The 14,396-nt window shown below is 70.1% G+C and carries 13 protein-coding genes; 2 read left to right on the top strand and 11 right to left on the bottom strand.

Annotation, left to right across the window (positions count from 1 at the left end; translation table 11 throughout):
• A partial coding sequence (locus VFB40_RS01980) for a phosphatidylglycerol lysyltransferase domain-containing protein (RefSeq protein WP_324847509.1) occupies nucleotides 1–2,084 on the top strand: 2,084 nt, incomplete at its 5' end.
• Here VFB40_RS01980 and VFB40_RS01975 read toward each other — a convergent pair.
• From VFB40_RS01975 to mazG, 10 genes are all read right to left on the bottom strand, one after another.
• On the bottom strand, nucleotides 2,039–2,551 hold the full coding sequence (locus VFB40_RS01975; RefSeq protein WP_324847508.1) for an Rv3235 family protein: 513 nt from the start codon (nucleotides 2,549–2,551) through the stop codon (nucleotides 2,039–2,041). The genes VFB40_RS01980 and VFB40_RS01975 overlap by 46 nt on opposite strands.
• 364 nt (nucleotides 2,552–2,915) lie before the next feature.
• Nucleotides 2,916–5,663: a preprotein translocase subunit SecA gene (gene secA, locus VFB40_RS01970; protein ID WP_324847507.1), complete on the bottom strand. Its 2,748-nt coding sequence runs from the start codon at nucleotides 5,661–5,663 to the stop codon at nucleotides 2,916–2,918.
• Nucleotides 5,664–5,822: 159 nt separating this feature from the next.
• A complete protein-coding gene (locus VFB40_RS01965; protein ID WP_324847506.1) occupies nucleotides 5,823–6,782 on the bottom strand; it encodes a Ppx/GppA phosphatase family protein in 960 nt (319 codons plus the stop codon).
• Nucleotides 6,779–7,300, bottom strand: coding sequence for a DUF501 domain-containing protein (locus VFB40_RS01960; RefSeq protein WP_324847505.1), 522 nt, complete (start codon nucleotides 7,298–7,300; stop codon nucleotides 6,779–6,781). The genes VFB40_RS01965 and VFB40_RS01960 overlap by 4 nt, the downstream gene beginning before the upstream one ends.
• 32 nt (nucleotides 7,301–7,332) lie before the next feature.
• On the bottom strand, nucleotides 7,333–7,815 hold the full coding sequence (locus VFB40_RS01955; protein ID WP_324847504.1) for an FtsB family cell division protein: 483 nt from the start codon (nucleotides 7,813–7,815) through the stop codon (nucleotides 7,333–7,335).
• A 136-nt stretch (nucleotides 7,816–7,951) separates the two neighbouring features.
• On the bottom strand, nucleotides 7,952–9,232 hold the full coding sequence (gene eno / locus VFB40_RS01950) for a phosphopyruvate hydratase (RefSeq protein ID WP_324847503.1): 1,281 nt from the start codon (nucleotides 9,230–9,232) through the stop codon (nucleotides 7,952–7,954).
• Nucleotides 9,233–9,287: 55 nt separating this feature from the next.
• Complete coding sequence (locus VFB40_RS01945) at nucleotides 9,288–10,550, bottom strand: cytochrome P450 family protein (RefSeq protein WP_324847502.1); 1,263 nt, start codon at nucleotides 10,548–10,550, stop codon at nucleotides 9,288–9,290.
• 107 nt (nucleotides 10,551–10,657) lie between these two features.
• Nucleotides 10,658–10,804 (bottom strand): YlcI/YnfO family protein, encoded by a 147-nt coding sequence (locus VFB40_RS01940; RefSeq protein ID WP_324839651.1) that lies wholly within the window; start codon nucleotides 10,802–10,804, stop codon nucleotides 10,658–10,660.
• 194 nt (nucleotides 10,805–10,998) lie between these two features.
• On the bottom strand, nucleotides 10,999–11,271 hold the full coding sequence (gene tatA, locus VFB40_RS01935; RefSeq protein WP_324847501.1) for a Sec-independent protein translocase subunit TatA: 273 nt from the start codon (nucleotides 11,269–11,271) through the stop codon (nucleotides 10,999–11,001).
• Nucleotides 11,272–11,336: 65 nt separating this feature from the next.
• Nucleotides 11,337–12,380: a nucleoside triphosphate pyrophosphohydrolase gene (gene mazG / locus VFB40_RS01930; protein ID WP_324847500.1), complete on the bottom strand. Its 1,044-nt coding sequence runs from the start codon at nucleotides 12,378–12,380 to the stop codon at nucleotides 11,337–11,339.
• A gap of 71 nt (nucleotides 12,381–12,451) precedes the next feature.
• Here mazG and VFB40_RS01925 point away from each other — a divergent pair, with 71 nt between their 5' ends.
• Complete coding sequence (locus tag VFB40_RS01925) at nucleotides 12,452–13,090, top strand: maleylpyruvate isomerase N-terminal domain-containing protein (RefSeq protein WP_324847499.1); 639 nt, start codon at nucleotides 12,452–12,454, stop codon at nucleotides 13,088–13,090.
• A 60-nt stretch (nucleotides 13,091–13,150) separates the two neighbouring features.
• Here VFB40_RS01925 and VFB40_RS01920 read toward each other — a convergent pair.
• Nucleotides 13,151–14,396, bottom strand: a 1,246-nt coding sequence (locus tag VFB40_RS01920; protein WP_324847498.1) for a TRCF domain-containing protein, incomplete at its 5' end; no start/stop codon positions are given.

Below are 14,396 nucleotides of genomic sequence, written 5' to 3'. Positions count from 1 at the left end.
GGGTGATGCTTGTGTCGGGCCGAAGCAATACGGCGGTGTGGCCGTTTGCTGCAGTCTTCGCGGTAAGCGGAGTCGTGCTGGTCAGCTACGCGGCCGCCGAGCCGCCCGATTGGCTTGACCGCACGACGGTGACCGTGTGCGGTACCGCGCCAAGCGCCTCCCACGCCCTGCTGCTCGGCCTGGTTTTGCTCACCCTCGCCCACGGCCTGAGCCGCCGTCGCCGGGTGGACTGGGTGCTCGGACTCGGGCTGGTGGCCTGGAGCACGCTCACCGAGGCCGAATCACTGGCAACTCGCGCCCCCGGCGAACCGTGGCGGCTGGTTCCGCTCAGCCTCATGGTGGTTTCGCTGGTGCGGGCGCGTGACCGGTTCGCCGTCTCGCCGGACCCGCACCGGCTGCGGCAGACCGCTGCGATGGCCGGGGCCTCCAGCGTCACGCTGGTCCTGGTCGGCGGCGGCGGGCTGTTCGCGGAGCGCGGGCGGTTCGCCGCTCCGCTGTCCGCGACCGATGTCGGGCGCGAGTTCGTGGCCGCGGTCGCGGCGAACTCGGGGCGGGTCGACTTCCAGGGGCCGGGCTGGCTGCTGCCGGGCCTGGCCCTGGCCTCCGGCCTGGCCCTCATCGCGGTGCTCGCCACGCTTTCCGCGGCCGCTCCGCCGCCGGACCCGGCGGACCCCGACGAGCGCGCGGCGATGCGTTCGCTGATCGCGCACCGGGACTCCGGGACGCTGGCACCGTTCGCGCTGCGGTACGACAAGTCATACGTGTTCGAACCCACCGGACGTGCGGCGATCGGCTACCGGGTGCTGGCCGGCATGGCGATGGTGGGCGGCGATCCGATCGGCGCGCAGGACTCGTGGCCCGCGGCGATGGACGCGTTCATGGCCGAGGCCGAACGGCGCGGCTGGCGCCCGGCGGTCCTGGGCGCCGGGCCCGAGGCGCGCGAACTCTGGGCCCAGCGGGGCATGCGTGGCTTCGGCATCGGCGACGAGGTGGTCATCGACGTCGAGTCGTTCTCGCTGCACGGCCGCGCGATGCGCAATGTCCGGCAGGCGGTCCAGCGCACCGAGCATGCCGGGATCTGGGTCTCGGTGGTGCCGGAGCGCGAGCTGAGCCCGGAGCTGTCCGCGCAGCTGCGCCGGATCCACCGGGCCTGGCTCGGCCGCGGCACCACGCGGCGTCCGAGGCCGGACGCCGACATGATCCCGCAGGGACGCGAGCACGGCTTCGCGATGAATCTGGACGCGATGGCCGAGGGCCGGCACCCGGACTCGCTGTTCGTGATCGCGTTCGCGGCGGACGGCTACGCGGTCTCGTTCCAGCGGTATCTGGTGGCGGCACAGGACGGTGCCCGGCCGGTGCTCTCGCTTGACGTGATGCCGCGTCACCGCATCGCCCCGAACGGCGTGAACGAGCGGCTGATCGTGGCGGCGGTCGAATACGCGGCGGCGCACGGCTTCAAGACGGTGTCGTTGAACTTCGCCGCCTTCCGCACGGTGCTGGAGGCGTATCGACTCGGCACTGCCACGGCCAGGACCGCACCGGGGGCACCGAAACCGATCACCGTGGCAGACTCCACCAGCACGAGCGCGCCTCACACAGGGACCACAAGCACCGTCACGAGCACCGCGGACACGATCGGCGCAGGCGCCCTCGCGCTCGCCACAGACGCGACCGGCACCACTGCTTCCCGGGAGCGCGCGACGGCGGCACCGGTGTCTGCGGCGCCCGGCCTGGTGGCGCGCACGACCCGGCGGGCGATCCATCTGATGGACCCGCTGATCCAGCTGGAATCCCTCTACCGCTTCAACGCGAAGTTCCGGCCCGGCTGGCTGCCGCGCGCGGTCCTGGTGGCGTCCTGGCTGGACCTGCCGCTGTTCGGGATCGCCGCCTTTGGCCTCGAGTTCGCGCTGCCCTACGACCGGCGGCGCAGTCGCATCACCGCGCCCGAGCTTGAGCATCGGCCGAATCCGGCGCAGCGCCACCAGCCACAGTTTGAGCCCGCCACCGAACACGGACCCGGCGAATCCGAAGCCGTCGATCAGGCGAACTGGAGCGCTGTGCAGCGCCACTCCAGCCGATCCTGAGCCGTCCGCTCGAAGCGCAGCGCCACCGCGCGCACCCGCGGACCGTCCTGCACCAGCACCGTCGACTCGACCGCGTCCGGCCCCGGCGCGTGCATCCGGATCGAGCGCACCATGCTGCGGGCCGCGAAGCGGGTGACCGCGCGGCGTTGGGCGACCGTGCTCAGCAGGCCGAACACCTCTCGGGAGACCCAGCGCTTGACCTGCTCCGCAGGCCGCCGCTCCAGCAGCACGTCCACGACCGCCTCCACCAGGCGGCGCACTCCGGCCGGGGGCTGATCTGCGGTGCGGCGCGCGCCGAGCGGATCGAGGCGGTGGGTCCAGCCGACCACCCAGGAGCGCAGCGCGCCGGCCGCGCCGCCGAGTTCGGGGTCCTCGCACCGGTCCCGGTCGAGCTCACGATCGGATTCGAAGCCGCCGCTGAGCGGCTCAAAACCATCCTCGGGCAGGGCGCGCTCCAGGGTGCCCACGACGGTCAGCAGCGGGCTGCGACGCCGAGCGTGGCCTCCTGGGTGGCGGGCGTCGCCGCAGAGTGCTGCGTCGCTGCAGAGGGCCGAATCACCACGCGGGCCCATATCGCAGGGATCGGCGTCATCACGGTCGTAACGCGGCATCGGGCACCCCTGTACCGGGTAGGGCGGCGGCCGGTCGGGCGCGGTACCAACCAAGGGCCCGCGCTCGTTCGAGCACCGTCAACGGAGCTGACGATCTTTCAGACCGCCGAAGGTGCCCCGGAGTTGTCCCGATAGACGCCACGGCGCCGAAGATCACCCGTTTAGTCGAATGATCTTCGGCGCCGGTGGCTCTGCCGGCCTGGCCCTCGCCAGGCCTTGGCTACTTCTTGCGGCGGCGGCCGCCGGGCGCCGGCGGACGGCCGCCCTTCGGCTTGGGCTTCGGCGCCGCGTCCTGCGGACCGCCGGCCGCGCCGGTGGCCTCCTGCCGCTCCACCACGCCGCCCGCGCCGTCCACGGTCGGGGCCGAGTAGTTCAGCCGCGCCGGGCGCTTCGGCGCCTCCAGGCCCTTCGCGTTGAGCTGCGCCGTGGCCGCCTGGGCCTGCGCCTGGGCCTCCGGGTCCTCGCTGTTCGCCTCGACCTGGACTTCGAGGTTGAACAGGTACCCGACCGACTCCTCCTTGATGCCCTCCATCATGCCCTGGAACATCAGGTAGCCCTCGCGCTGGTACTCGACCAGCGGGTCGCGCTGGGCCATCGCCCGCAGGCCGATGCCCTCCTGGAGGTAGTCCATCTCGTAGAGGTGCTCGCGCCAGCGGCGGTCCAGCACCGAGAGCACGACCCGGCGCTCCAGCTCCCGGGTGATCGAGTCACCCAAGTTGGCCTCGCGCTTGTCGTAGGCGCCGAGGATGTCCGCGGTGATCTCCTCGTTCAGGATCTCCTTTGTGATCCCGGTACGGCCGCCCACCGACTCCTCGACCTCCTCAAGGGTGATCGAGATCGGGTACAGCGTGGCCAGCGCCGACCAGAGCTTCTCCAGCTCCCACTCCTCCGCGTAGCCCTCGGCGGTAGCCGCCTCGACGTACGCGTGAACGGTGTCCTCCATCATGTGCCGCACGTGATCGCGCAGGTCCTCGCCGTCCAGCACCCTGCGGCGTTCGGCGTAGATCACCTCGCGCTGCTTGTTGATCACGTCGTCGTACTTGAGGACGTTCTTACGGATCTCGAAGTTCTGCTGCTCGAGCTGGGTTTGCGCGGACTGGATCGCCCGGGTGACCATCTTGGACTCGATCGGCACGTCGTCGCCGACGTTGGCCACCGACAGCACCCGCTCCACGATCTGCGCCTTGAACAGCCGCATCAGGTCGTCGCCGAGGGAGAGGTAGAACCGACTCTCGCCCGGGTCGCCCTGACGGCCGGCACGACCGCGCAGCTGGTTGTCGATGCGGCGGGACTCGTGCCGCTCGGTGCCCAGCACGTACAGGCCGCCGAGCTCGTGGACCTCCTCGTGCTCGGCCGCGACCGCCTTCTTCGCCTTCTCCAGCGCCGCCGGCCAGGCCGCCTCGTACTCCTCCGGCGTCTCGCTCGGCGTCAGGCCGCGCTGGGCCAGCTCGCCCATCGCCAGGTTCTCCGGGTTACCGCCGAGCATGATGTCGGTACCGCGGCCGGCCATGTTGGTGGCCACGGTGACCGCGCCCTTACGCCCGGCCTGCGCGACGATCTGTGCCTCACGCTCGTGGTACTTCGCGTTCAGCACCTCGTGCGGTACGCCGCGCTTGCGCAGCTGCTGCGACAGGTACTCGGACTTCTCCACCGAGACCGTGCCGACCAGGACCGGCTGGCCCTCGGAGTGCCGGTGCTCGATGTCCTCGACGACGGCCTTGAACTTGGCCTCTTCCGAGATGTAGATGAGGTCCTGCATGTCCTTGCGGACCATCGGCCGGTTGGTCGGGATCGGGACCACGCCGAGCTTGTAGATCTGGTGGAACTCGGCCGCCTCGGTCAGCGCGGTACCGGTCATCCCGGACAGCTTGTTGTACAGGCGGAAGTAGTTCTGCAGGGTGATGGTGGCCAGGGTCTGGTTCTCGTTCTGGATGACCACCCCCTCCTTGGCCTCGATCGCCTGGTGCATGCCCTCGTTGTAGCGGCGGCCAGCCAGGATGCGGCCGGTGTGCTCGTCGACGATCAGGATCTCGCCGTTCATAACCACGTAGTCGCGGTCCTTCTTGAACAGCTCCTTGGCCTTGATCGCGTTGTTGAGGAAGCCGACCAGGGGCGTGTTGACCGACTCGTAGAGGTTGTCGATGCCGAGCAGGTCCTCGACCCGCTCCACGCCGCGCTCGAGCACGCCGACGGTCTTCTTCTTCTCGTCGACCTCGTAGTCGGTGTCCCGGGCCAGCCGGTTCACGATCTTGGCGAAGTCCGTGTACCACTTGGTGGCCTGGTCAGAGGGGCCGGAGATGATCAGCGGGGTACGCGCCTCGTCGATCAGGATCGAGTCCACCTCGTCGACGATGGCGAAGTTGTGGCCGCGCTGCACCAGCTCTTCCTTCGACCAGGCCATGTTGTCGCGCAGGTAGTCGAAGCCGAACTCGTTGTTGGTGCCGTAGGTGATGTCCGCGCCGTAGGCCACCTTGCGCTGGGCCGGGGTCATGCTGGCCAGGATCACGCCGACCTCGAGGCCGAGGAAGCGGTGGATGCGGCCCATCCACTCGGAGTCGCGCTCGGCGAGGTAGTCGTTGGTGGTGACGATGTGCACGCCGTCGCCGGACAGGGCGTTGAGGTAGGCCGGCAGCGTGCCGACGAGGGTCTTGCCCTCACCGGTGCGCATCTCGGCGATGTTGCCCCAGTGCAGCGCGGCGCCGCCCATGAGCTGCACGTCGTAGTGGCGCTGCCCGATGGTGCGCTTGGCCGCCTCGCGGACCACCGCGAAGGCTTCCCAGAGCAGGTCGTCCAGGCTTTCGCCGTCCTGGAAGCGCTCCTTGAACTTGTCGGTCTCGGCGCGTAGCTCGGCGTCGGTGAGGTCGACGTAGTCTTCCTCGAGCATGTTCACGGTCTCGGCCGTCTTGGCCAGCTTGCGAAGGATCTTCCCTTCGCCCGCGCGCAGGACCTTGTCGAAGAGGGCAGGCACTTTGGGACCGGCTCCTTGAACTGACTGCTACAGACGTTGTATGGACGGCCAGGCCGCCAAGGCGGGCAGCTTACCCCCACCCCCGGCCGTTATCCCATCGTAAGCGACCGCGCACGTTCAAAGACAGTGTGCAGGGGCACTATCCACGGCCCTTCCCGCTCATCTCAGCTGCGAGAGCGCGATTCCGTCGAGGATGTCGTGTTCGGACACGACCACCTCGGCCAATCCGAGCCGGTCCACGATCTGCGCCAGGATCAGCGCCCCGGCGCCGATCACGTCGACCCGGCCGGGGTGGATCACCGGGTTCGCGGCGCGCTGCGCGTGGGTGGAGGCCAGCAGGTCGCCCGCGACCTGGCGCACGGTCTCGGCTGAAATCCGTGAAAGGTGGACCCGGTCCCGGTCGTATTCGGGCAGGCCGAGCGCGATCGCGGACACGGTGGTGACCGAGCCGGCCACGCCCACCAGCGTCTTGGCCTGGTTGATCGGCACCTGCTCGGCGGCCAGGTCGATCGCGGCGTCGATGTCCCTGCGGGCGGCGGCGATCTGCGCGAGGGTCGGCGGGTCCTGGGTCAGGTGACGCTCCGTCAGACGCACGCAGCCGATGTCGACCGAGCGGGCCGCCTCGACCTCGCGGTCGCCGAGCACGAACTCGGTGGAGCCGCCGCCGATGTCCACGACGAGGTACGGGGTCGGGTGTCCTCCCGCGTCTGCGGACTCGGCGTCGCCGGATGCGGCGGCCACGGCGCGGGTCGCACCGCTGAAGGAGAGCGCGGCCTCCTCGGAGCCGCTGATCACCTCGGGCTCGACGCCGAGCCGTGAGCGCACGCCGGCCACGAACTCGTCCCGGTTGGCCGCGTCGCGCGTGGCACTGGTGGCGACGAAGCGGATCCGCTCGGCGCCGAGGCTGCGGATCTCGGCGGCGTAGTCGTCACAGGCCGCGAAGGTGCGTTGCAGGGCCTCGGGAGCGAGGCGCCCGGTGGCGTCGACGCCCTGGCCGAGCCGGACGATCTCCATCCGGCGGGTCAGCACGGACTCCGCGCCGGTCTGCGGATCGAGGTCGGTGACCAGCAGGCGGATGGAGTTCGTGCCGCAGTCGATCGCCGCGACTCGGATGCTCATCGGTCCGTCTCCTCGGGTCCGCTGGCAGTGGCGGAAGGAACGCTCACGCATGCGCCGCTGCGCCACCACTCGGGCAGCAAGGCCAGCGCCTCGTCGCCGAGCGGATTGACGCCGGGTCCGGCCGCCAGCGCGTGCCCGACCAGCACGTGCAGGCACTTGACCCGGTCGGGCATGCCGCCAGCGCTCGGGAAGCCTTCGAGTACTTCGATCGCGTCGCGTCGCTTCACGTAGTCCTCGTGTGCGGCGCGGTAGGCCGCCGCGAGCTCCGGGTCGGTACGCAGTCGCTCGGTCATCTCAGCCATCAGGCCACTGCCTTCGAGCGTGCCGACGGCTGACGCGGCCTTCGGACAGGTGAGGTAGTAAAGCGTCGGGAACGGGGTTCCGTCGGGTAGGCGGGGCGCTGTCTCGACCACGTCCGGGTTACCGCACGGGCAGCGGTGCGCTACCGCACGCAGGCCGCGCGGTTCCCGCCCGAGCTGGGCCTTGACCGCCTCGAAGTCCGCTTTCGCCACACTCACGCTGACACGCTACCTGGTCCGGCGCGAAGCGATCACTGGGTGGGAGACGGCGAGGCCGAGGGGGACGGCGACTTCACCGTGGACCACAGGTGGTCGTACCACGCCTGCTGGGTCGGCGTCGGAATGCCGAGCGGTTCGCTGCTCGCGCTCGGGTTGGGCACGGTGTAGCCGGTCTCGCCGGGCCGCACGTAGTGCAGCCGCTCGCGGGCCTGGATCGCGACGTACGCGGGGTCCGACCACTTGTCCAATTCGCTTTGCAGCGCGGTGACCTGCTGCTGCGTCACCTGGTTCTGGTGCTTCAGATTCGCGATCTGCGAGCGCTGGGCGAGGTACTGGCGCAGCGGGTAGGCGACCGTGACCATGACCGCGCACAGGGTGAGCGCGAGGATGCCGGCCCGGCCGGTCAGCCGGTTGCGCGAGGTCTTGCGCGGCGGCTTGCCGGAGCCCGAGCCGCGGCCGGACCGGGGACGCGGCAGGGCGACCGGGTCGCGCTCGCCTGACTTTCCGTCAGTCATCGCGCCGCACCCCTCCCACTCGCAGCTGTCCCACTGCGCGAACCTTCGCTGTAAAAGCCGTGGCGCGCCGCGCCGTGCCCTCACGCCGTCCCTCGACGGCCGAGTCACAGCGGGCGCGCCACCCAGCCTAGAGCGCTCAGCCCTTGAAGCGCGGGAAGGCGGAACGACCGGCGTAGCGGGCCGCGTCGTCCAGCTCCTCCTCGATGCGCAGCAGCTGGTTGTACTTGGCGACCCGGTCGGTGCGCGCCGGGGCGCCCGACTTGATCTGGCCGACGTCGGTGGCCACCGCGAGGTCCGCGATGGTGGTGTCCTCGGTCTCGCCGGAGCGGTGGCTCATCATGCAGCGGAAGCCGGAGCGGTGCGCCAGCGCGACCGCGTCGAAGGTCTCCGTCAGCGTCCCGATCTGGTTCACCTTCACCAGCAGCGCGTTGGCCTGGCCGCCGGCGATGCCGCGCTGCAGCCGCTCGGGGTTGGTGACGAACAGGTCGTCGCCGACCAGCTGCACCTTGGAGCCGAGCTGCTCGGTCACGGCCTTCCAGCCGTCCCAGTCCTCCTCGCTGTGCGAGTCCTCGATGGACACCAGCGGGTAGTTCGCGACCAGGTCGGCGTAGTAGGAGCTCAGCTCGGCGCCGGAGAACTGCTTGCCCTCCAGGGTGTAGGCGCCGTCCTTGTACAGCTCGGTCGCGGCCACGTCCAGGGCCAGCGCGATCTCCTGGCCGGGGGTGTAGCCGGCCTTCTCGATCGCCTCCAGGATCAGGTCGAGCGCGGCCCGGTTCGAGTCCAGGTTCGGGGCGAAGCCGCCCTCGTCGCCGAGGCCGGTGGACAGGCCGCGGGACTTCAGCACCGCCTTGAGCGCGTGGTAGGTCTCCGCGCCCCAGCGCAGCGCCTCGCCGTAGGTCTCCGCGCCGATCGGCGCGATCATGAACTCCTGGATGTCCACATTGGAGTCCGCGTGCGCGCCGCCGTTGATGATGTTCATCATCGGCACCGGCAGGATGTGCGCGTTCGGGCCGCCGAGGTAGCGGAACAGCGGCAGCTCGGCCGACTCGGCGGCGGCCTTGGCCACCGCGAGCGAGACGCCGAGGATCGCGTTCGCGCCGACCCGGGACTTGTTCGGGGTGCCGTCCAGGTCGATCAGCTCCTGGTCGATCAGCCGCTGCTCGTGGGCGTCGAAGCCGATCAGCGCCGGGCCGATCTCGTCGAGCACGGCGAGCACGGCCTTGGTCACGCCCTTGCCGCCGTAGCGCGCCTTGTCCCCGTCACGCAGCTCCACCGCCTCGAAGGCGCCGGTGGACGCGCCGGACGGCACGGCGGCGCGGGCGATGGTGCCGTCGTCGAGCGCTACCTCGACCTCGACCGTGGGGTTGCCGCGGGAGTCGAGGATTTCCCGCGCGCCGACTGCTTCGATGGACGCCACGTGCGTAACTCCTTTGTGTCCTGATGGACGCTTCTTCTAGATGTCGGGAAATAGACTAGTCGGCTGGCTGATCGGGGCGAACCGGGCTCGAAGTACGGACGGGTAACTCGTGCAGACCCCGCATGATCAGGCCGGAGTGCCAGCGCAGCCGCCGCGCCGGAACGGCCAGGGCGAGGTCCGGGTAGCGGGTGAACAGCCGCTCGAAGGCGATGCGGCCCTCCAGCCGGGCGAGCGGTGCGCCGAGGCAGAAGTGGATCCCGTGGCCGAGGGCGAGGTTGCCGCCCTCGTCGCGGCTCAGGTCGAGCGCGTCCGGATCGGTGAAGCGGGCCGGGTCGCGGTCCGCCGCGGCGAGGACCGCCAGGACCGGCTCGCCGGCCGGTATGGCGACGCCCGCGACCGTGACCGGTTCGGTGGTGAAGCGCCAGGTGCCGAACTCGACCGGCCCGTCGAAGCGCAGCAGCTCCTCCACCGCGGCCTCCAGCAGCCCCGGATCGGCCTGGAGCTTGGCGAGCTGTTCGGGGTGGGTGAGCAGGGCCAGGGTGCCGTTGCCGATCAGGTTGACGGTGGTCTCGAAGCCGGCGAAGAGCAGGATGAAGGCCATCGCGGCGGCCTCGTCCTCGGTCAGGTGCTCGCCGTGGTCGGAGGCGCGGATCAGCGCGGAGAGCAGGTCGTCCTCGGCCGGGTCGGCGGGCAGGGCGAGCCGCTTCTTGTGAATGATCTCCTTGAGATAGCCGCGCACCCGCTTCACGGAGCGGCCGACGCCGCCGCGCGGGCCGCTGCGGTCGGCCATGCCGTTGGCCCACTCGTGGAAGATCGGCTGGTCCTCGGGCGGGACGCCCAGCATCTCGCAGATGACGATCACGGGCAGCGGGAAGGCGTAGCCGCGGATCAGGTCGACCGCGGTGGCCTCGTCTTCCTCGGCTCCGGCGAACGCGGCGTCGAGCAGGGAGTCCGCGATGTGCGCGATGCGCGGCTCGAAGTCGGCGACGCGGCGCGGGGTGAAGGCTTTGGAGACCAGTCGGCGTAGCCGGGTGTGGTCCGGCGGGTCAAGGTTGAGCAGGTGGGCCGCGATCCCGGAGCGGTGCTCGCCCGGAATTCCGGTGCGGCCCGGCTTCCAGCCGGGGAAGGAGGACGCGGCGTTCTTGGAGAGGCGAGGATCGGCGAGGACGGCGCGTACGTCGTCGTACCGGGTGACCAGGTACGCCTCGACGCCGTTAGGGAGCCGGGTCTTGTGCACCGGGGCGTGCTCGCGCAGCCATGCGTACGCCGGGTAGGGATCGTCGATGAACTCGCGGCTGAACAGCGGCGGGGCACTCACCGCCCCATGGTCGCACGCGGGGAGTGAGTCCCTGCCTGCCGCGTCGCTACCCACGCGGGCGGCCGGGACCGCTCGCACTGTGGTTGATATGCCGAGTACGGCTCGGCTCAGCGGACCGGCTGCTCCTGGTTCACCTGTTTGAGGTACCACAGGACGGCGGTCGCCAGGATCTCGGACTCGTTGCGCCCGGTCCTACGGGCGAGGTCTGCCAGACGCTGCTGAAGGCGGGGAGGCAACGAATATTCGAGTTCCACACTTCCACCATGGCAAAGGCACGGCGGGATAGGAAGTCAGAACTCCGATATTCACACGATCGTGGGACTTGACGGACCGCGCTGACGTGCTGCGCTCGCGCCGCGCGGTCCGGCGATCAGGCAGATGCCGCCTGACCTGGTCTGAGTCAACGTTCCGTGGCTACCGGCCCGGTGACGGACCGGACGGGACAACGTCAGGGCTGCGAGACGCCGGAGTTGTGCGGGACGGAGTCGTTGACGGTCGGGGTGACGACCTTGCCCTCGACCGCCTGCTGCGGCGCCGCGTCCTTCTTGGCGTCGGCCTGCCCCTCGGCGCCGTCCTTGGCCGCGGCCTTCATCTCCGACTTGAAGATGCGCAGCGACTGGCCCACCGAGCGCGCGGCGTCCGGCAGCTTGCGCGAGCCGAACAGCAGCACGACGAGCGCGACGATGATGACGATGTGCCAGCCTTCAAGCCCACGGAGCATGAGTCGTTCTCCTACAGCGCAGTCGCAGTCCGACCGGAGCGTTTCGTCCGGTACCGCCAACCAGACTAACCTGCCACCCGGGCATCCCGGGAGGTCTCGGCCGCCACGATCTGATCGCGCAGGCCACGGGCCGCCGCACGCAGTGCTTCCTCCGGGTCCGCGCCGAGCGAACGTGCGTGCGCCACGACGGCCAGCAGCAGCTGCCCGACCGCCTCGGCGTCCTTGGCCTGAGCTGCCGATTCCTCCGGGATCGCGGGCACTTGCACCGGGATTTGGCTGTTGCGGGCGCGCTTGAGCAGCTTGTCGGCGAGCGAGAGCGCCGGCTGCGCGAGCGGTACGCCTTCGACGGCGGAGGTCCGACCTTTTTCCGCCGCCTTGATCTTGTCCCAGTTCGCCTCGACGTCCGCGGCCGTGTCGGCGGAGGCGCCGGCGAAGACGTGCGGGTGTCTGCCGATGAGCTTGTTCGCGATGCCTTCGGCGACCTCGTCGATGCTGAACGGGTCGGTCGGGTGCTCTTGCGCGATGCGGGAGTGGAAGGCGACCTGAAGCAGCACGTCGCCGAGCTCTTCGCGCAGCGCGTCGCGGCCTGGGCCCGGCTCGTCGTAGCTGCCGTCCTCGATGGTCTCGACGGTCTCGTACGCCTCTTCCAGCAGGTACTTCACCAGCGACTGGTGCGTCTGCTCGCCGTCCCACGGGCAGCCGCCGGGCGAGCGCAGCCGGTCCATGACCGCGATCAGGTCGAGCACCTTGGCGCCGGGCAGGTCGTAGCTGCCGGGCAGCAGCTCCAGCTCGATCTCCGAGCCGTGCGCGAGCTGCCCGCCGAGCGCCTGGGCCAGCGCCTCGTCCCCGTCCGGCGCGGCGATCCAGACCACGGTGGTGCCCGCCTCGGCCTGCGCGATCAGGTCGACGGCGATCTCGTACGCGCCGGCCTCGGCGTCGAAGACGACGATCTGCACGTCGGCGTCGTCGAGGTAGGGCAGCACGGGGTGGTCCGGTGAGCCGGTGTGGACGACCGCGTCCGGTCCGGTCATTAGGCGCCAAGCCGCTGCTGACACCAACCCGGGGGCGACGCGCGGAGAGAACGGTACGAGGACGATGCGGCCAGCCATGCCTTAACCCTAAGGCGTCGGCACCCATAGTCTGACGCGACAAGATCCGCTGCACGGAGGGGATGGCAGACGTGACTGAAATCAGGGATCTGTACTTGGACGTGGCTCAGGCTGCTGCGGAGTTGCTCGCGGCTCCTGAGGTCGCGGTGGCCTGGGACGAGCCGTCGGCGCTCGACCAGCTCAGCGTTCGCGGCCTGGCCGGGCATCTGGCGGCGCAGGTGTTCTTCATTCCGTCGATGCTGGCCGACCCGGTGCCCGTCGAGCCGGTGGTCGGGCTGGACGAGTACTACGCGCGGGCGGCCTGGATCGGCACGGATCTCGACACCGAGTTCAACCAGGGCATTCGCGCGGGCGGCGAGAAGGTGGCCGGGGAAGGCTCGGAGCAGCTGGCCGCGCGTACCGCGGCGTGCGTCGCGGACCTGCGCGAGACCCTGCCGTCCGAACCGGATCGACCGGTGCGCCGCTCGACCTGGAGCGGGTATTCGGTGAGCCTGGACACGTTTGTCGCCAGTCGGATGCTGGAGCTCATCGTGCACTGCGACGACTTGGCGCACAGCGTCGGCGTGCCGACGCCGGAGTTCTCCGCGGAAGCGGTGCAGACCGTGGTCGACGTACTGACGCGCATCGCGCTGCGGCGGCATGGGCAGACGGCGGTGCTGCGCGCGCTAAGCCGTTCCGAGCGCGCGCCTGCGTCGATCTCGGCTCTCTGACGAGGAACGCAAGCGCGCGGATCGGCCCGGCACCTACGACAAGTAGGTGCCGGGCCGATCTCACATCAAGATCACGGCGTCGATCAAGGAGCGGCACCAGGCGAGCAGTTCGAGGCCGGTGACCGGCTGTCCGCCGATCCGCTGCGTCATCGGCTTGGGCACCAGGATCGTCTGCGTCGGAGCCTTGTTCAGCGACTTCGGGTACACCCGCTGGAGCCGCATGAGCTGCGACTCGCGCAATTCGACCGGAGCGAACTTGATGTAGTTGCCCTGCATCGCGATCTCGGTGAGTCCGGCCGAGCGGGCGTGTGCGCGGAACAGCGCGACCGCGAGCAGGTTGCCCACGGGCACCGGTAGCTGCCCGTACCGGTCGACCAGTTCGTCGTGCACCTCGGTGACACCGGACGGGTCGGTAATCGACGCGATGCGCCGGTACGCCTCAAGCCGCAGCCGCTCGTCCGGTACCCAGTCGTGCGGGATGTGCGCATCGATCGGCAGGTCGACGCGCACGTCTGCGGGCTCGGGCTCGGTGCGTCCCTCGGCCTGCGCGCGGTACTCGTTCACCGCTTCGCCGACCATGCGCACGTAGAGATCGAACCCGACGCCTTCGATGTGCCCAGACTGCTCGCCGCCGAGCAGGTTGCCCGCGCCGCGGATCTCAAGGTCCTTCATCGCGACGTACATGCCGGCGCCGAGGTCGGTGTGCTGCGCGATGGTGGCCAGACGCTCGTGCGCGGTCTCGGTCAGCGGCTTCTCCGGCGGATAGAGGAAGTACGCGTACGCCCGCTCGCGGCCTCGTCCGACCCGGCCGCGCAGCTGGTGCAGCTGGGAGAGGCCGAAGACGTCGGCGCGCTCCACGATCAGGGTGTTGGCGTTGGAGATGTCGATGCCGGACTCGACGATCGTGGTGCACACCAGCACGTCGAACTCGCGGTTCCAGAAGTCGACGATGAGCCGTTCCAGGGTGTGCTCGTTCATCTGGCCGTGCGCGATGGCGATGCGCGCCTCGGGGACCAGTTCCTGGAGCCGGGCGGCGGCGCGGTTGATCGACTCGACCCGGTTGTGGATGTAGAAGACCTGGCCCTCGCGCAGCAGCTCGCGGCGGATCGCGGCGGCGATCTGCTTCTCCTCGTACGCGCCGACGAAGGTCAGCACCGGGTGCCGCTCCTCGGGCGGGGTCTGGATGGTGGACATCTCCCGGATGCCGGTCACCGCCATCTCCAGCGTGCGCGGGATCGGGGTCGCGGACATGGTCAGCACGTCCACGTTCGCGCGCATCTGCTTGAGGTGTTCCTTGTGCTCGACG

The organism is Actinocrinis sp. (genome assembly GCF_035650855.1).
Classification (GTDB): Bacteria; Actinomycetota; Actinomycetes; order Streptomycetales; family Catenulisporaceae; genus Actinocrinis.
Note: the sequence above shows the minus strand (reverse complement) of the source record. Positions and strands in the feature narration are given on the sequence as shown.